Source organism: Actinomadura sp. ATCC 39365, from assembly GCF_054392275.1.
The window spans coordinates 8381762-8398472 of record NZ_CP184335.1 but is presented as its reverse complement, the minus strand read 5'-3'; the positions used below and the strand labels follow the sequence as shown (position 1 = coordinate 8398472).

Annotated in this window: 17 protein-coding genes; 10 read left to right on the top strand and 7 right to left on the bottom strand. The window is 71.7% G+C overall.

Going from position 1 to position 16711, the window contains the following annotated elements; translation table 11 throughout:
• The first annotated feature begins 35 nt into the window (after window positions 1-35).
• Window positions 36-728 carry an aspartate/glutamate racemase family protein gene (locus tag ACNF49_RS40480; protein WP_357988682.1) on the top strand — a complete coding sequence of 231 codons (693 nt, stop codon included), beginning with the start codon at window positions 36-38 and terminating at the stop codon, window positions 726-728.
• A gap of 1 nt (window position 729) precedes the next feature.
• On the opposite strand, the gene ACNF49_RS40475 is transcribed toward ACNF49_RS40480, so the two are convergent.
• The 4 genes from ACNF49_RS40475 to ACNF49_RS40460 form a co-directional block, all read right to left on the bottom strand.
• Window positions 730-2586, bottom strand: a complete 1857-nt coding sequence (locus tag ACNF49_RS40475) for an ATP-binding protein (RefSeq protein ID WP_482941029.1) — start codon at window positions 2584-2586, stop codon at window positions 730-732.
• Between the two features lie 6 nt (window positions 2587-2592).
• Entirely contained in the window at window positions 2593-3156 is a 564-nt protein-coding gene (gene vanY-N / locus ACNF49_RS40470) for a D,D-peptidase/D,D-carboxypeptidase VanY-N (RefSeq protein ID WP_482941028.1), read from the bottom strand.
• A gap of 141 nt (window positions 3157-3297) precedes the next feature.
• Entirely contained in the window at window positions 3298-4104 is an 807-nt protein-coding gene (locus tag ACNF49_RS40465; protein ID WP_482941027.1) for an MFS transporter, read from the bottom strand.
• Window positions 4101-4319, bottom strand: a complete 219-nt coding sequence (locus ACNF49_RS40460; protein ID WP_482941026.1) for a hypothetical protein — start codon at window positions 4317-4319, stop codon at window positions 4101-4103. Before ACNF49_RS40460 ends, ACNF49_RS40465 begins: the two co-directional genes overlap by 4 nt.
• A gap of 247 nt (window positions 4320-4566) precedes the next feature.
• Between ACNF49_RS40460 and ACNF49_RS40455 the strand changes: the two genes are divergently transcribed.
• The 5 genes from ACNF49_RS40455 to ACNF49_RS40435 all read left to right on the top strand — a co-directional run bounded on the left by ACNF49_RS40455 (window position 4567) and on the right by ACNF49_RS40435 (window position 8057).
• Entirely contained in the window at window positions 4567-4956 is a 390-nt protein-coding gene (locus ACNF49_RS40455; RefSeq protein WP_357988694.1) for an NADPH-dependent FMN reductase, read from the top strand.
• Window positions 4957-4977: 21 nt separating this feature from the next.
• Complete coding sequence (locus tag ACNF49_RS40450; RefSeq protein WP_482941025.1) at window positions 4978-5622, top strand: TetR/AcrR family transcriptional regulator; 645 nt, start codon at window positions 4978-4980, stop codon at window positions 5620-5622.
• A gap of 457 nt (window positions 5623-6079) precedes the next feature.
• Window positions 6080-6655 carry an RNA polymerase sigma factor gene (locus ACNF49_RS40445; RefSeq protein WP_482941024.1) on the top strand — a complete coding sequence of 192 codons (576 nt, stop codon included), beginning with the start codon at window positions 6080-6082 and terminating at the stop codon, window positions 6653-6655.
• Entirely contained in the window at window positions 6655-7539 is an 885-nt protein-coding gene (locus ACNF49_RS40440) for a hypothetical protein (protein WP_482941023.1), read from the top strand. Before ACNF49_RS40445 ends, ACNF49_RS40440 begins: the two co-directional genes overlap by 1 nt.
• A gap of 59 nt (window positions 7540-7598) precedes the next feature.
• Window positions 7599-8057, top strand: coding sequence for a hypothetical protein (locus ACNF49_RS40435; protein ID WP_482941022.1), 459 nt, complete (start codon window positions 7599-7601; stop codon window positions 8055-8057).
• Between the two features lie 108 nt (window positions 8058-8165).
• Here the strand turns inward: ACNF49_RS40435 and ACNF49_RS40430 are convergent, their stop codons facing one another.
• Window positions 8166-8900, bottom strand: a complete 735-nt coding sequence (locus ACNF49_RS40430) for a helix-turn-helix transcriptional regulator (RefSeq protein ID WP_357971560.1) — start codon at window positions 8898-8900, stop codon at window positions 8166-8168.
• Window positions 8901-8967: 67 nt separating this feature from the next.
• On the opposite strand from ACNF49_RS40430, the gene ACNF49_RS40425 reads away from it, so the two are divergent.
• Entirely contained in the window at window positions 8968-10338 is a 1371-nt protein-coding gene (locus ACNF49_RS40425; RefSeq protein ID WP_482945648.1) for an MFS transporter, read from the top strand.
• Window positions 10339-10596: 258 nt separating this feature from the next.
• Here ACNF49_RS40425 and ACNF49_RS40420 read toward each other — a convergent pair whose 3' ends face one another.
• Window positions 10597-10956: a hypothetical protein gene (locus ACNF49_RS40420; protein ID WP_482941021.1), complete on the bottom strand. Its 360-nt coding sequence runs from the start codon at window positions 10954-10956 to the stop codon at window positions 10597-10599.
• A gap of 188 nt (window positions 10957-11144) precedes the next feature.
• Between ACNF49_RS40420 and ACNF49_RS40415 the strand changes: the two genes are divergently transcribed.
• From ACNF49_RS40415 to ACNF49_RS40405, 3 genes are all read left to right on the top strand, one after another.
• The gene (locus ACNF49_RS40415; protein ID WP_357971558.1) at window positions 11145-11267 is read left to right on the top strand and encodes a hypothetical protein; all 123 of its coding nucleotides are present in this window, start codon (window positions 11145-11147) and stop codon (window positions 11265-11267) included.
• 125 nt (window positions 11268-11392) lie between these two features.
• Window positions 11393-14473 carry an AfsR/SARP family transcriptional regulator gene (locus tag ACNF49_RS40410; RefSeq protein WP_482941020.1) on the top strand — a complete coding sequence of 1027 codons (3081 nt, stop codon included), beginning with the start codon at window positions 11393-11395 and terminating at the stop codon, window positions 14471-14473.
• 110 nt (window positions 14474-14583) lie between these two features.
• Entirely contained in the window at window positions 14584-15123 is a 540-nt protein-coding gene (locus tag ACNF49_RS40405) for a response regulator transcription factor (protein WP_357971556.1), read from the top strand.
• Between the two features lie 4 nt (window positions 15124-15127).
• Here the strand turns inward: ACNF49_RS40405 and ACNF49_RS40400 are convergent, their stop codons facing one another.
• Window positions 15128-16711: a thiopeptide-type bacteriocin biosynthesis protein gene (locus tag ACNF49_RS40400; protein WP_482941019.1), complete on the bottom strand. Its 1584-nt coding sequence runs from the start codon at window positions 16709-16711 to the stop codon at window positions 15128-15130.

The window sequence follows — 16711 nt, the reverse complement described above, 5'->3', positions numbered from 1 at the left end:
AGCCTTCCGGCGACGAGCCGGCGAAACGGAGTTCCATGCGCACCATCGGTCTTATAGGCGGGTTGAGCTGGGAATCGACGGTGATCTACTACCAGATCATCAACCAGCGCACCCGCGAGCACCTCGGCGGCAGCCATTCCGCCAACAGCCTCATCTGGTCGGTCGACTACACGACGGTAGAGGACCTCATCTTCGCCGACCGCTGGGACGAGGTGAGCACGTTGCTGACCGGTGCGGGCAGGCGACTGGAGGATTCCGGCGCCGACGTCCTGCTCGTCTGCAGCAACACCTTTAGCCGGGTGAGCGATGACGTGGAGCGGGCCGTGGGCGTGCCGGTGCTGCACATCGCCGACACCGTGGGCGCCGAGATCCGCGCCAGGGGCATGCGCAAGGTCGGCCTGCTCGGCACCAGGTTCACCATGGAGGAGCCGTTCTACCTGGATCGGCTGGCCGCCCACGGCGTCGAGGTGGTCGTCCCGCGTCGCGAACAGCGGAAGCTGGTCCACGACGTGATCTTCGACGAGCTGGTGCGCGGGGTGATCAGGGAAGCGTCCAGGGACGCCTACGCGCGGATCATCCAGGACCTCGCGGACGACGGCGCGGAGGGCGTCGTCCTCGGCTGCACGGAGATCGAGCTGCTGATCAGTGAGAAGCACAGCCCGATCCCTGTGCTGCCGAGCGCCCGGCTGCACGCCGAGGCGGCGGTCGGGTTCGCCCTCGCCGAGTGATTCACGTACGGCTGGTTCCGTACAGCTCGCGGTGCCACAGGTCGGCGCAGACCCGTTCGATGCCGGCCGCCAGGTGGCGGCGGTAGGTGGTGAAGGGGATGCCGAGCCGTTCCGCGGCCAGCTCCTGCGTGGGCGTACCGCAGAGGAACGTGACGGACAGCGCCCGATGGAACTTGACCGAGCGCGGGTCCTCGCTCAGGTCGCCGATCGCCTGGCGCAGCAGGTCACCCAGAGCCGTGGCGGGATTCTGCTCCTCGGCGACCAGCCTGGTGCGCGTCAGGGGGGAGGTGGCCAGCTCGTCCGGCCGCGGCAACCTGCGCAACGCTCCGCGGACCGCGTCGGCGAACTCCTCCCTGGACAGCACCGCCAGTCTCGCCGTAGCGGCGCCAGGGCCGCTCGCGGGCCTCTTGACCATCTGCTCCAGCCACGCCTGCGCGGGCACCGCCCGCCAGTCATGAACGAACAGGCCGCCGGAGATGTCACGCATCCCGTGATACCGCTCCGTCCGTGCTTCGATGTACGACCAGGCCAGCCGTTCGGCCCGCAGACAGTTGCCGAGCGCTCGCCACTGGATCAGCTCCAGCAACAGCGAGTTACCGCGGTACGGCGGCAGCACCCACTGCCTGCTGACCGCCAGGTGCTCACCGGCGCGCAGCGGGGTGGTGGCGCGCGCGTGCGCCCACGCCGCGGCCACGACGGGATCGGCCGCCAGCTCCTCCTCATCGAGCTCCGTCAACCGCAGCCACGCGGAGAGAGCCACCGGCTCGCCCGTCTCGGCGCTTCGATAGAGGCGGAACGCTTCCGGCTGACGCTCCACCCAGAATGCCGCCTCCTGCACCAGGATGCCGGCCTCCGCCTGTGGCAAGGCCTCTTCCTGGAACTCGCCGTCGCCGGTAGGCGGCCCGTGGTGGAGATGGAGCAGTGCCGCCACCGCGCCGGGCACGTCCGCGTCGCTCGCCGTACGCACCCTGTCCGCCACGCGCGCATGCACGCGCTCGTGCATCACCGTGTACGCCTCGGGGTCCCGCCAGCGCAGGTCCGCCTCCAGCAGCCGCCGGACCACGCCGTGCGGGAACAGCCCGAGACCGCTCGATTCGACGAACGGCAACCGCAGCAGCCAGCGGAACAGCGTCCCCGCGTCCTCGGGGAAGGCCGCCCGCAGCAGGTCCTCCGTCGTCCTGTACGCGTGCGCGCAGATCTCCAGGGCACGCCGGTGCGCGGCCGAGGGCAGCTCGCCCACCAGCTGATCCAGCAACTCGGCCACCAGGTCCTGATCAGGCCTCCATCGCCCGCCGTCCTTCGCCGCCACGGCCGCCCCCAGGAGCAGCGCCAGCGGGTGACCGCCGGCGAAGGCGAGCAGCGGCTCGCGCGCCTCGGCCGGCACACCGGCGGCGTCCAGCAGGGTGTGCGCGTCCGCGGCCCGCAGATCGCGCAGCGGCAGCACCTCCAGCGACCCCGCCCATGCCGGGTCCGCCTGCCAGCGCACATCCGGCGGGTTCCGTCCCGCGATCACCACCAGCGCCCCCGCGGGCACCCGCGGCAGGAACCGTTCGCGCAGCCACCCCTCCAGGCTCTGCACGCGGTCGAAACCGTCGAACAGCAGCACCGCGTCGTCCTGGCAGGCCGCCGGGTCCATCAGGCGCTCGTCCAGCATGGACACGGGCCGCCCCGCCGTCTCGGCCTCGTCGGCGAAGCGCCGCAGCAGGGCCGACTTCCCGATGCCGCCCGGACCGTGCACGTACAGGACGCTGCGGGCGCCGCTGTACAGCGCCGTGGTGAAAAGCGCGAGCTCCTCCTCCCGCCCCACGAACGCCATCTCGCGCGCCGCGCGCAGCCGCCGCCCCAGAGAACCGGACATGGATCGCTACCCCTTCTCCAAGAGGTGGTGCACGCCGGGGTGGGGGAGCCGTCGCGGCGGTATGCCCCGCCTGTCCGGGCGGTGCTCGAAATGCCACCACTCGTTGTCGTACAGGCGGTAGAGGTCGTAGCGGGCGCCGTGCTCCTCCAGCCAGCGAGCGCCTTCGTGCGGGCGCACGTCCAGGGCGATGCCCTTGACGTGGCTGGACTCGGCCGGTGGCAGCACGAGCATGCGGGCCAGGAACGGAGAGCCGGAACGGCGCACCTCGTCGTCGAACATCCGCTGCTGGACGACGGGGTCGCGGTACCCGGAGGTGACGCCGATGAGCTGGCCGTGACGCCACAGCGCCTCGGTGCGTGCCGCGGTGAACGCGGCCGTCGCGCCGTCGGTGAGCCCGGCGAGGTTCTCGGCGGGGAATCGCATCCGCAACGCCCAGCGGCAGGCCAGTTCGCGGGCGCGGCCTGGATGGCGAACGAGGGCTGGCGGCAGCAGCAGCACGGCGAGCACCAGCGTGGCCGCGGCGTACAGCCTGTCTCGGGGCCGGGGAGGGATGGTGCGTGGTTCGTCCATGACGAACCACCCTTGGCGCCAAATATGAGCGCGTCGTCCCCCGAATGTCACCGTTTGTCGACGGCCCCAGGCTGTGCGCCTCTCACCGTCGAGCGAACTACCAGGACGGGCATCCTCCAGTGCTGGGACCGGAGCCCCCGCTTACGCGATCAGGAGGCCGGCCAGCGCCGGACCGAAGGCGCCGCCGAGTTGGTAGCACAGGGTGAACAGGGCGAGCGCGGTGGCTCGATGCGCGCCTGGCACGGCCTTGCCGGCGCGATCGGAGTGCCAGGCCATCGCCGCCGTGGCGGCGAACACTGCGAACGCGTTGGCCGCCACGAGGGCCGTCGGCCAGGGCGCGGTCAGCGGCAGGGCCACGGCCACGGCGCCGGCGGTCAGGAGGACCGTCCGGGTGAGGGCGGGGTCGTACCGGGAGGTCCAGCGGGTGAACAGCAGCGAGGCGATTGAGCCGGCGGCCAGCATGACGAGCGTCGCCAGCCCGATCCGTTCGGCCGGCCAGTGGCGTTCCAGCATGCTGGGAACGGTGTAGAGCGGGGCGAAGTAGGAGGTGGACAGCGCGCACGCGGTCGCCGAGGCGATGATGAACACGCGGGAGCTCACCACCGCCCGGGGGATGAACCCGGCGTTGTTCCTGCGGATGTGCTGGGTCAGGAGCGCGGTCGCGATGGCGGCTGCGGCCAGTGTGGCCGGGCCCAGGCGCGGGGGCAGGATGAACGCGCTGATCAGCGTCATCACCAGCAGGATGCCGACGATGTCGGTGGGCGCGGAGGCGTCGGCGGGTCCGGCGTCGTGATCGTGGGGGTGTGCGGGGGTGTGGCGCAGGACGGCGGGGACGGCCGGCAGCGCGGGCACGGACAGCAGCAGCGGCGTCTGCCAGGAGATCGCTGACAGGGTGGAGCCGACCAGCGGGCCGAACGCGCCGACGAGGCCGACTCCGGCGGTGATCACGCCTGTCGGGAGGTCGTCCCGGCCAGGGTGACGGCGAGGGTCACCAGGCCGCCCCCGCCGGCAGCCTGAGCGGCGCGTCCGGCCAGCAGCATCGGCAGCGCCGGCGCGAGTGCCACCAGGAGCGTGCCGAGCAGCACCAGGGCGGCGTTGGCGAGTGTGGCGACGCGGCTGCCGCGGGTACGCAGCAGCGCGGCGGTGCGTGGGGCGCCCAGCACCCCAGCCGAAGGCGGTGGCGGCCCAGGTGGCGTCGGCGGCCGAAATGTCGAGCGCGTGGGCCAGAGCGGGGATGACGGTGGTGGTGCTGTTGGCGCTGAGTGAGGTCGGCGTCGCCAGCAAGGCGAGAGAGAGGACGGAGATCCGTCCCCTGTGTGCAGTTGCATGGATCACTCGCTCAAAGTACACCGAATAGTGTAAAATTTGCACTCAACGGTGTAGTTTGACCTGGACAGCGGTACGCCACCCGTGCCGGTCGCCGAATTCCGGGCCCGCATCGCCGCCGCCGACGCCCTGCTGATCGCCACCCCGGAACACAACGCCTCGGTCCCGGCCGTACTGAAGAACGCCATCGACTGGGCGAGCACCCCACCCGAAGGGTTGTTGCGTGGCAAGCCGGTGGCCATCGCAGGCGCCTCACCGGGACCGTTCGGTTCGGTACGCGCGCAACTCGCCCTCCGCCAGATCCTGGCCGCGGTGGGGGCCGAAGTCGTGGTCAAACCGGAGGTCACGGTGTTCCACTGTGACACCCGCTTCACCGGCGAACGCGAGCTGAGCGACCCCTACACCGCCGACCTGCTGCGAGAACTGCTCAACGCCCTGTCACGCAAGGTCCGCCCGTACACTGCGGCCAAGTAGCCCCAGCCCGAAAGGACACCGATGACCCTGAGCCGGCCCGAGCCGTACGGCAGAGCGGACAAGCGGCAGGCGATCACCCAAGCCGCTCGCCGTGTGTTCGGCCGCAACGGCTACACCCGCGCCAGCATGGACGCCATCGCCGCCGCGGCCGGGGTGTCCAAGCGGACGGTCTACAACCACTTCACCGACAAGGAACAGCTGTTCCTGACCGTCGCGCTGGAAGGCGCCGAGGACGTCACCGCCGCGATCGCACAGATCATGGACCGGCACCTGCACAAAATCGTGGACCTGGAGCAGGACCTGATCGACTTCTCCCTCGACCGGGTCGCCGCAGTGACCTCTTTTCCCGATCACTTCGCTCTGGTACGGGCCATCGAGGCCGAGGCCGCGCACATCCCTCCACCGATCCTGAAGTCCTGGATCGCAGCCGGACCACAGACCGGGCACCTGCGCCTGGCACCATACCTGCGCCGGATCGCCGACCGCGGCCTGCTGGACATCCAGGACGCCGACAGCGCCGCCGCCCACCTCACCCTGTTGACCGTCACCGATGTCAACCAGCAGACGTTCTACGGCGCCGTCCCGCTGCCCCAGGAAGAGATCACTCGGCTCGTCACCATCGGCGTACGGGCCTTCCTGCGCAGTTACGCCCCCACCGTCCCTTAGCGTGATGCGCCAGGAGTTCGCGCTGAAGTGCTCTGCTGGTTTTCGATGGTCGTGTGGTCTCGGTGCGGACCTCGCGCACCGGCTCGGCGCTCACGATCGCCGCGGCGATGTCGCGCTGCAGGCAGCGCTCGGTGGTGCGCACCCGGCAGGACTTGCTGCAGTAGCTCGGCGGCCGACCGCGCCCGGAGTAGGCGACGTAGGCGGCACACCGGGGGGCCACCGGAAGACGGCGGAAACGGGCCGCGGGCTTGATCGCTGATCGTTAAGGTCCTTGCGTTTCGGCTGCTTAGCAATGGTCCCTGGAGGTTTGGATGGCCTCGATCGATCGGACGGCGTACCCGGGGCTCACCCGGGCGGTTACGCGCAGGTCAGGCATTTCTGCGCTGGATTCACGGCTGAAACTACGAGGACCCCGGTTTCGCGACACACCTGCGGGCCCGCCGGACATGACCTGGGTATGAACGTCACCGACACCGGGCCGCCGCGCAGCCAGCGCTTCGCCCACCTCTACGAGCAGACGTACGCCGCGTTGCTGCGGTTCGTCGAACGTCGCGTCCACCCCTCCCACGCCGAGGACGTGGTCGCCGACGTGTTCCTCGTCGCCTGGCGGCGCCTGGACGACGTGCCGCGTGCGGCGGACGAGGCGCGCGCCTGGCTGTTCGGCGTGGCGCACCGCACTCTCCGCAACGGGCTGCGGGCCGACCAGCGACGGCAGGCGCTCACCGTCCGCATCGCCGACAGCCGGCTGACCGACGCCGCGGCGGCCGGGCTGGACCCCGAGCTGGTGGCACGTCGGCTCGACCTCGTCCAGGCGTGGCGGCGGCTCAGCCCGCGCCACCAGGAGACGCTCGCCTTGGCCGTGTGGGATGGCCTCACAGCCCCACAGGCCGCGCGGGTGCTCGGCATCACTCCCGTCGCGTTCCGGCTCAGGCTCGCCCGTGCCCGGCGTGCCCTGCGCCACCACGCCGACGCCGCCCCCGCCACTACGACCCAGCCCGTGGCGACCGCCACCGTTGACTCCAGGAGCATGTGATGAACGACACCCTCGACCACGCCCTGCGCGGCCTCGACCCGGCCGTCACCCCCGCTGACCTGGACACCAGCATCGACCCCAAGGCTCAGGCCCTGCTGGCCCGGGTGATGGCCACCGACCCCATGGGGGCGCCCGCAGCGACGACCAGCAGCCCTCGCGTACTCACCGCCAGGCGTCTCACCGTTGCCGGCGGAGGGGTGGCCGCCGGCATCGCGGCAGCGCTGCTGCTGCCCAGCGTGTTCGGCGGCGGCTCGGCGATGGCAGCGTGGACCGCGACGCCGCACACGGTGAGCGGTGACCGGGCCATCGACGCCCAGGAGAAGTGCCTCGACCATGCCCAGGACACCGCCAAGCGCACAACCGGCCGCGACCTCGGCTTCCGGCCCGTGGTGACCGAGGGCCGGGGGCCATGGACGCTCGTCTACGTCAACGACGGCAGCAGCCACCTGGCCGAGATCACCTGCCTGCTCCGCGACGGCGACCTCGTCGGCGCGCATGGCAGCGCGCCGGGGCCCGGCGCACAACCGCTTCCACCGGTTCCTGCGGGGTCGGCGCGGGCCGCCCTCGGCTCGGCCCTGAGCACGAGTGAGGAGAGCGTGCGTACCGTGACCGGCAGAGTCGGTGCCGACGTGGTGGGCCTGGAGCTCTCCACGGAGGCGAAAGGCGACGTGACCGCGACCGTCACCGGCGGCTACTTCGCGGCCTGGTGGCCGGACGCGCCGACGACGGAGGAGCGCGAGAACGCCTCACTTCGTGGCGGCGTCAAGAGCGTCACGGCGATCCTCCAGGACGGGTCGCGGCACAGCGTCTCCCTCGAGGAGCTCACCGGCCTGACGAGCACGCAGCTGAACACACCGGCCACGGGCGGCTCCGCGCGCGACTGACCTGGCCGCCCGCGGCGGCGTCGGGCCTCACGGTCCGGCGCCGCGAAGCCACTGGCGCTTTGCTGCCCGGCAAGGGGAAGACCAGCCGGCCACGCGTCACAGGCACCGCCGAACTGGCCACACTGCATCGCCTGATCGACGACGGCGTCTCGGTCAGCGAGGCCGCCCGCACCTTCAAATCGGTCGCTCCGCCGCCTACGCAGCCCTCACGCGACGCTGACCAGCGGCTATCTCACCTCGCGGCCCAGCTCTGCCGTATTCCGATGGCACCCCCTGCACCGATCTCCACCATCGCGAAGTTCGCGTTCGAAGGGCTGACGTTCGGGCAAGCCCGCCAGGCCTACATCAAGGCTGGGCTCCCCATGGAGATCGCCGAGTACGTCCTGTGCTACCAGGCCGAGTACGCCGACGAGCCCCCGCCGGTCTCACCCGCCTTCGAGCAGGTCACCGGCAGGAAGGGCCGCACGCTCGCGCAGTGGGCGGCCGACCGTGCCGACGAATTCGCCCCAGCCACCTGACGTCCGACGACATGCGGCTGGCGGCCCGCCGACCACTTAGCCCGTGCTGAACAAGCCGTCAGCGCGTTGCCAGAGTCATCTCCCCGGCTGCCATGGAGAAGATCAAAGTCAACGACTGATCAGGTAGCGCCGGGGTGTGGTGCCGACGGTGCGGCGGAAGGCGGCCAGGAAGGCGCTCGCCGTGGCGTACCCCACGTCGTGTGCTACCCGCGACACCGGCTGCCCCTCGGCCAGCAGCGGGAGGGCGGCGCGCAGCCGTACCTGCGTGCGCCAATGATCGAAGCTCATGCCCGTGTCGCGCACGAACAACCGCGTCAACGTCCGCCTGCTCACGCCCGCCGCGCGGGCGTGAGCCTCCAGGCTGCGCGGGTCGGCGGGATTGGCCAGCAGGGCGGCCGCCACCACCCGGACACGCTCGTCGGTGGGCTGGGGCACGTCGATGGGCCGGGTGGGCAGCGGGCGTAGCAGGTCGGGCACCACCGCCTCGGCGCGCAGTCGCGCGTCGCCGGTGAGGTCGGTGCGTGCCAGGTAGCCGATCAGCTCGGCCAGCAGGCCGTCGACGCCGACCGCCGTGGGCTCGGGCCAGTCCAGTGGGCAGCGCTCCGGCGCCAGGTACAGGCTGCAGAGCACGGCGTCGCGGGTCGCGCCGGTGGCGTGGGCGACCCCCGCGGGCAGCCACAGCGCCCTGGTGGGCGGCAGGACCCAGTACACCTCGCCCACTTTTACGCTCAGGACGCCGCGCCGGGTCCAGGCGATTTGGTGGTGGGTGTGGCGGTGCGGGGGGATCCATTCACCCGAGGCAAGTGGGAAGTGGCCGACGATGATCGCGCCTATGTCCTCCATGCGACACAGTCTGGCCTCATCGCGGATTGTGGCCAAATACGGCGGATCATAACGTCGTCGGGTGCCGATGATTGTGTTGTGTCTCGTCCAGTTCATGCTCGTGCTTGATGACACCGTTGTGAACGTTGCCCTGCCCAGCATCAGCGATGAGCTGGGCTTCAGCGCGTCTGGCTTGCCCTGGGTCGTCAACGCCTACTTCCTGGCCTTCGGCGGTTTGCTGCTGCTGTGCGGCCGGATGGCGGATCTGCTGGGCCGCCGTCGCGTCTTCCTCATCGGGGTGGCGTCGTTCGGGGTGGCCAGCCTGGGCTGCGGGCTGGCTCAGGAGCCGTGGCAGCTCGTGATCGGGCGGTTTGTCCAGGGCGGCGGCGCTGCGATGGCCAGCCCGGCGGCGATGTCGATGATCACGTTGCTGTATCCGGGGCCGGAGGAGCGGGCCAAGGCGCTGGGCATCTGGGGTGGTATCGCCGCCCTGGGCGGGACCTCGGGCCTGGTGCTGTCCGGGGCACTGACCGATCTGGTGTCCTGGCGCGGCATCTTCCTGATCAACCTGCCCATCGTCGCCGTGGCCCTGGCGTTGCTCCCGCGCCTGGTCCCCGAGTCCCGCGCCCTCGGCAGGCGGCGCCGCCTCGACGTTCCCGGCGCGGTCCTGGTCACCGGTGCTGCGGTGTCGCTGGTGTACGGGCTGCTGAGGGCCGGAGAGACCGGCTGGAGCGATCCGATCGTCATCGGGGCCGTCGGGTTCTCCGCGGTCCTGGCAGCGGCGTTCCTGATGGTCGAGTCGCGGGCGGCGGCGCCGCTGGTGCCCGCATCGTTCCTGGCCTCGCGGACGCGGGCGGTGGCCAACGGCGCGACCCTGCTGTTCTCGATGGCGATGTACGCGATGTCGTTCCTGCTGATGATCCAAGTGCAGACCGTTCTGGGCTACAGCCCGTTCCTGGCCGGCATCGCCTATCTGCCCTACGGCGCCAGCATCCTGGCGGGCATGTGGCTGTCCTCCCGCGTTTCGCTCAGGATCGGGACGCGCTGGGCGCTCCTGCTGGCCTTCTTGGTCAACATCACCGGCCTGCTGCTGCTGTCCGGCGTGGCGGCGGGCGACTCCTACACCGCCCACGTCCTGCCCGGCATGCTCATACTGAGTGTGGGCAACGGGCTGAGCCTGCCCGTCATGGCGGTGGCCGCGGTCGACGGCACCACCGAGGAGGACGCCGGTCTCGGCTCGGCCCTGTTCACCTCCGTTCAGCAGGTCGGCGGTGCCGTCGGGGTGGCCGCGCTGGCCATCATGGGCTACTCGGGCGGGCTCACGGCGGGCGCGGTCTGCGTGGCGCTCGGTGCTGTGATCATCGTCGTGCTGCTGCCGTCACGGGCCAGCGGCCCGCGGCAGACCGCTGCACATGAAGCCGATGGCCGAAGCAAGCCGGCAACCGCTCCCCGGCCCTGAGTAGGCGTGACTCGGCCTGAATCCGCAGGGACACGCCCGCTTCCGCCATGACCTGCGGAAACCCTTCGGCGAGATGCATTTGAACGGATAGTCACGGCAAGCCGCTCAACGCTGCTCCGCTAACGGGACTTTTCGTTCGGATGCTCGGCCAGCTCGCCGATCGTCAACTGCTCGCTCATGGGACCGCAAGCATACGCGAGCCCCGGCCACCCGGCCCCGCACGCCGCTCACCGTCCCGCGCCCGGGCCTGGACGCAGCTCAGCGTCCCGCGCCCGCCGTGAACGCCAGGATCGCCTCGGAGATGAGCTCGGGCGAGTCGAGGGTCGGGAAGTGCGTGGGACCGCCCAGCCAGCGCGGCTGGAACCACGGGTGCCCGGCGCTGAACGCGCGCTGCTCCCGGCGGTGGCCGAGGTCGCCGGGCTGCGAGAACAGGTGCGCGATGGGCCGTTCCTCCTTGATCGCCAGCATCCGCTCCAGCGGCGAGCCCCACCGGGCGTACGCCGCCTCGATCACCCGGCAGGACCTGGTCCACATCTCCTCCTCGAAGCCGGCCATCTCCTCCTCCAGGTGGCGCCGCACCTCCGGGCTGTCGGAGCGGTCGAGCCAGATGTCGAACAACCTCTGGCGTCCCGCCCTCCAGGTGTCCGGGTGGTACCGTCCCGCAGGCCCGCCACGAACTCCGGCGAGGCCCGGCCCACCAGCCAGTCCACGACCACGACGCGGGGCACGCGCCCGGCGCCCAGCCGGTCGGCCCATCAACGACGCCCTGCGCTGCCTGGAGAACACGTGGGGACAGCAAGAACCCCGTGCTCGTCAAGAACGCGCTGTACGAGGCCGGGCCGCTGCCCACCACGACCTGTAACGACCTGCCGGACGAGCCCACGACATCGGACGACTGGATTGTCTCGCCGTCCTCGGACCCGCAGTAGTTCTTGGGCAGGCGGGTCACGTACCGCACCTTGACGGCTCCGCTCTCCTGCTCCTGGCTGTCACCGGGCACCCCACGCCCGTCGGGCCCTGGATCTTGGTCGCGATTGCCTCCATACTGCCGTGGGTGACGTTGCGGATAGAGATCCTCGGCTCCCTCCGTGCTCATCGCGGGCAGGCGGAACTCGACCTCGGGCCGGCCCAGCAGCGAAGCGTCCTGGCCGTGCTGGCCCTGGCCGAGGGACGCTGCACGCCGATGTCAGAGCTGGTCGACGTCCTGTGGGGCGAGAGATCGCCCGCCACGGCCGTCAATGTCCTGCACACCTACGTCAAACGGCTGCGGCGCATCCTCGAACCCGATCGCCCCAGCCGCGTGGCCAGCCGCCTGCTCCCGCGCGTCGGCGACGGCTACCTGCTCAGCACCGACGAGGTCGAGGTGGACCTCTGGGAGTTTCGCGCCCTGGCCAGGCAGGGTGGCGGTCACGATGCGGTGCGGCGGGCGGTGGCGCTCTGGCGCGGCCAGCCGCTGGCCGAGCTGCGCCCCCTGGCGGGGCATCCGCTGCTGGCGGGACTGGCCCAGGAGCTGATCGTCGCCCTGGAGACCTTTGCCGAATCGGCCGTCCTGAACGGGCACGCGGTCGACGTGCTGCCCCTGGCCGAGGAGATAGGCCGTATGGCGCCGCTGGACGAGCGCGTTCACAGCGTCCTCATCGAGCTCTACCTGGCCACCGGCAGGCGGGCCGAGGCGCTGATGCACTACCGCGACATCAGCCGCAGGCTCGACGAGGAACTCGGCGTGCGGCCGGGTGCGCAGCTCAGTGCCGCCCACGAGCTCGCCCTGCACGCCGACACGCTCCAGCCGGGCAAGCAGCAGGCCGCCAAGCCGCAGGCGGGCCGGCCGCCGGTCGCGCCGGGGTGGGGAAGATTACCCGTCCCCGCCCAGCTCCCTCCCGACATCAGCGACTTCTCGGGCCGGCTCGGCCAGCTCTCGGCGCTGTCGCGCATCCTCGGCTCCCCGGCCGACGGTCGTACGGCGATGCCGACGGCGGTGGTCACCGGGCTGGGCGGCGTCGGCAAGACCACCCTGGCCGTGCATCTGGGGCATCTGGTGCGGGAGAACTTCCCCGACGGCCAGCTCTTCGTCGACCTGCACGGCACCGACCGGCCCGCCGCCGATCCCGCGGCGGTGCTGCACCGGCTGCTGATGTCCATGGGCGTGAACGGGGCTGTCATCCCCAAGGAGCTCGACGACCGGGTGGCGCTGTACCGCAGCAGGATGGCGGGCCCCCGGGTGCTGCTGGTGCTGGACAACGCCGTGGAGGAGAGCCAGGTGCGCCCGTTGCTGCCCGGCGCCGCCACCTGCGCCACGGTGGTCACCAGCCGGTCGCGGCTCATGGGATTGAGCGGCGCGCACCGGCTCGACCTCGACGTCTTCACCGCCGACGAGGCGATGGACCTGCTCGTGCACCTGATCGGCGAGCAGCGGGTGAGGGGTGAGGGCGACGCCGCCCGCGCGATCCTGGAGGCGTGCGGCCACATCCCGCTGGCCGTCCGCGTGGCGGGCGCCCGCCTGGCCGCCCAGCCCCAGCTGAGCCTGGAACGTTTTCGCAGGCAGCTGAGCAACGAGCGCCGCAGGCTGGACCACCTGTCGGCCGGTGACCTGGCGGTGCGGGCGACCTTCGGGCTGAGCTACGACGCGCTGCCGCCGGCCGTACGGCGGGCCTTCCGCGTCCTGGGGCTGCTGGACGTCGCCGACTTCGCCGACTGGACCCTGGCGGCCCTCCTGGACGAGCCGCAGGACCAGGCGGAGCGCCTTCTCGACCAGCTCATCGACGTGCAGCTGGTGTCGGTCGCCGACGAGGACGAGACAGGCGAGCCGCGTTACCGCATGCACGACCTGATCAAGCTGTACGCGGCAGAGCGGGCGGCGCTGGAGGACGACGAGGCCGCGCGGGAGGAGGCCAGGGTCAGGACCTACGCGACCTGGCTCTCGCTCGCCGAGCAGGCGGACACGGAACTGGCCTACCGGACCCTGCCCGCGCTGCGCGGTCCGGCGCCCCGCAGGAGGCTGCCGGCGGAGCACACCGGACTGCTGCTGGACGATCCGGTGAAATGGTTCCAGAGCGAGCGGGCGAACCTGGCGGTCGTGATCACGCAGAGCGCTCGCGAGGGACGAGCTGACCTGGCGTGGAACCTGGCCGAGGCGTGCGTGGGCTTCCACGAGATGCGCGACCTGCTGGAGGAGAGCCAGGCGGTGCACGCGGCCGCGATGGCGGCGTGTGGCGAGGACGTTCCGCGTGGGCGGGCGGTGATGGCCCGCAACCTCGCCTACCTGTTCAGCGTGCCGATGATCCAGCCGATCGCGATGCACGAGCACGCCCAGATCGCGCTCGACCTGTTCCGCTCGGTGGGAGACGTCCGCGGCGAGATCCATGCGCTCGCGATGCTGGGCACCGCGGTGCTCGCCGAGGGGCACGACGAGGGGCACGACGAGGGGCACGGCGAGGAGGGTCTGGAGCTGATGCACCTGGCGCAACGGCTGACCAGGGAGCACGGCCACGATGCGGGCTTCGACTTCGTCCACGCGGGACTGGGTTTCTCCTACCGCGAGCGCGGCGAGCTGGAACTCGCCTCGGCGCACCTCGAGCAGGTGGTCGAGCGGGCCAGGGATCGCAAGGTGAACCGGCTGCACCTGACGGCGCTCCGCTCGCTCGGCATGGTCCGCCACTACCAGGGCCGCTACGACGAGAGCCGCGAGGCGCTGCTGCAGGGCCTGCGGCTCAGCAGGAGCCTCGGAGTGCGGCTGAAGGAGCTGCTGGCGCTGGTCGTGCTCGGCGAGAGCGGGGTGCTCACCGGGCAGCCGGACGCCGACTCCTTCCTCGACACGGCCGAGGAGCTCGGCGAGGAGATGGCCGGCGAGATCACCCGCGCCATCGTCTCGCGGAGTTTGGCCACCAGGGACCTGGTGAACGGCCACTTCGAGCAGGCGCGCGAGCGTCTGCTGTTCTCCCTGCGGGTCTTCCGCGAGCTGGGGGTGCTGCACCTTCAGGCCATGGTGCTGAAGGCCCTCGGCATCGCCCACGTCATGCTGGGCGAGAACGCGCAGGCCCTGGCGGCGTGGGAGGAGGCCAGGGGACTGTACGGGAGGATCGGCAACCGGCATGAGATGGGAGAGATCGAGACGCTCGTCGCCGGAGTCACCGGCTGACGATGATCCATTCGGCGTCCAGTCGTGATCCATTCAGGTGGTCTAGCCTCCGTGGCGGATCCACTGCCGGATCCGCCGCCGGGACCGCCCCCTCCCCGCCTGGAGCGCCCATGATCTCCGTGTCCCTGATCATCGACAATCCCGATCTGCTGGTCGTCGCCATCGCCTCGCTGGCGGCCGACCCCGGCTGCAGGCTTCTGGCCAGGGCCGGCAGCCTCCCCGAGCTGACCGAGCGGCAGGGGGACCGGGCGGACGTGATCGTCGTGGACGCCGCCCTGGCCGGGCCGCCCGACGGCGCCGAGACCCTCCGGCTCCTGCGCGCCGCGGGCCACCGCGCCTTCGCACTCGGCGAGGACGCCACCCTCGTGGAGGCGCCCGCGCAGTCCGCTCTCGCGCCCGGCCGGCTCGCGCCCGCCATCCGCACCTTGCTGGGGGCCGGCCCCCAGCTGTCGGGCCAGGAACGGGCGGTGCTGCTCGGCTACGCCTCCGGGCTCACGCTGGAGACCGCCGCGCGCCGGGCGGGCATCCAGCCGTCCACGGCCAAGAAGTACCTGGAACGCATCAAACGCAAGTACGCCGACTGCGGGCGCAGCGCCTACACCAAGGTGGACCTGGCTCGCTGCGCCCGTGAGGACGGCCTGCTCGGCTGACGGCTCAGCCGGGAAGGCCGACCGGCAGCAGGTACAGCGCGCTCTCGGCGACCCCGTCGAGCCCGAACAGCTCGTGCACCAGGTCGTCGTAGAAACCGCCGAGGGTGATCGTGCCCAGCCCCAGCGCGGTCGCCGCCAGGGTCAGGTTCTGCGCGACGTGGCCTGCCTCCAGCAGGGCGAAGCGCAGGGCCCGCGTGCCGTACCTGGGCCGATGGGTGTCGAGGTGGGCGGTCAGCAGCAGGACGGCGGGCACGCGGGTGACGTCGATCAGGCCGAGCCGCTCGTCCACCTGCGCCGAGGTCAGCCACATCGAGGTGGCCGCCAGTTCGTCGTCCGCCGGCGGCGCTCCGAGCCGTCGCAGGGCGCGGCCGTCCTCGCCGACGTGGTAGGTGCCCGGGTCCAGCCCTTCGACCTCGCGCACGACCAACCGCAGGCGCGTGCCGTACCTGGCTCCCGCGCCGGGGAACGGGCGGCGCCGGTAGGCATGGGCGGGGCCGTCGCCGAAGCGCAGCGTGCGGTCGGCCCTGGCGCCGAACGCCAGGCCCAACAGCGAGCCCAGCTCCGCGGCGCCCACCGGGCCGGTGAAGGTACGGCAGGAGGCCCGGCGGTTCAGGGCCTCGCCCAGCGGCAGGCTGAGCGGCGGGCCCTCCGGCAGGCGCACCTCGGGCAGTCCGGGCATCGGCGGTCGGTCCTGGGACGGCTCGCCGTGGGAGTCGTCGGGCAGCGACGGCAGGATCCCCGGCGGGTACTTCGACTCCTCCAGGTAGCGCTGGTCGGCTCCCGCGTCGGCGGCCAACAGCGCGGCGACCAGCCAGCACACCGCGCGCTCCTCGTCGGGCAGGACGCCCAGGCGGTTGCAGAGCATGTGCAGCTGCGACGCCCAGATCCACAGCCGGCGCACCTCGTCGAGCCCGCGCGCGGCCAGCTCGCCGTCCGCCTCGGCCACCGTACGGCTCCAGCGGACGCACAGGTCGTCGTCCTCGGCGGCGGCCAGCAGGCGGCGCAGCGCCTCGCCCTGGCCGGCCACGAGCCTGGCGGTGCGCGCCAGGGGCACGGCGGGCGGCAGGAGCTCGACCTCGCTGGTGTACCGCCAGCTCGCCGCGTGCCTGCGCAGCCAGGCCGCCGCGGCCCGCTCGTCCAGGCCGAGTCCCAGCGTGGTGGCGCGGACGAGGTGGATGGCGGCGCTCATCCGTCCTTGCGGGAAGCGCCCTGACAGCGCCTCCACGGCGGTCTCGGTGGAGCGGCAGAAGACCCGCTCGGCCACGCCGATGCCCTCGGCTTCGCCGTACCTGCCGGTCTCCGGCTCGTAGGCGATCGACTTCACGATCCCGTGCGGCGTCCAGCCGGCGTCGGCGGGCAGGTCGGCGGGCGGGGCGTCCGCCAGCGCGTCCGTCACCGCCCGCTCCAGCTCCGCCGGGTCGCCGAGGGCGCGCACGCGCAGGTGCGGCCCGCCCTCCCAGTACCTGATGAAGAACCAACCGGACGTGCGGCGGGCGGCCATGAGCGGGCCCAGGACGCCGGTGAGGAAGTCGTCGGTCCGCTCCACGGACCAGTGCACGAAGCAATGCAGGCTCGTCCAGGTGTCCAC

Excerpts from the sequence above, each read along its gene's own strand:
- ACNF49_RS40480 (WP_357988682.1), top strand. The coding sequence starts at position 36 with ATGCGCACCATCGGTCTTATAGGCGGGTTGAGCTGGGAATCGACGGTG.
- ACNF49_RS40475 (WP_482941029.1), bottom strand. The coding sequence starts at position 2,586 with ATGTCCGGTTCTCTGGGGCGGCGGCTGCGCGCGGCGCGCGAGATGGCG.
- vanY-N (WP_482941028.1), bottom strand. The coding sequence starts at position 3,156 with ATGGACGAACCACGCACCATCCCTCCCCGGCCCCGAGACAGGCTGTAC.
- ACNF49_RS40450 (WP_482941025.1), top strand. The coding sequence starts at position 4,978 with ATGACCCTGAGCCGGCCCGAGCCGTACGGCAGAGCGGACAAGCGGCAG.
- ACNF49_RS40445 (WP_482941024.1), top strand. The coding sequence starts at position 6,080 with ATGAACGTCACCGACACCGGGCCGCCGCGCAGCCAGCGCTTCGCCCAC.
- ACNF49_RS40440 (WP_482941023.1), top strand. The coding sequence starts at position 6,655 with ATGAACGACACCCTCGACCACGCCCTGCGCGGCCTCGACCCGGCCGTC.
- ACNF49_RS40430 (WP_357971560.1), bottom strand. The coding sequence starts at position 8,900 with ATGGAGGACATAGGCGCGATCATCGTCGGCCACTTCCCACTTGCCTCG.
- ACNF49_RS40425 (WP_482945648.1), top strand. The coding sequence starts at position 8,968 with ATGATTGTGTTGTGTCTCGTCCAGTTCATGCTCGTGCTTGATGACACC.
- ACNF49_RS40405 (WP_357971556.1), top strand. The coding sequence starts at position 14,584 with ATGATCTCCGTGTCCCTGATCATCGACAATCCCGATCTGCTGGTCGTC.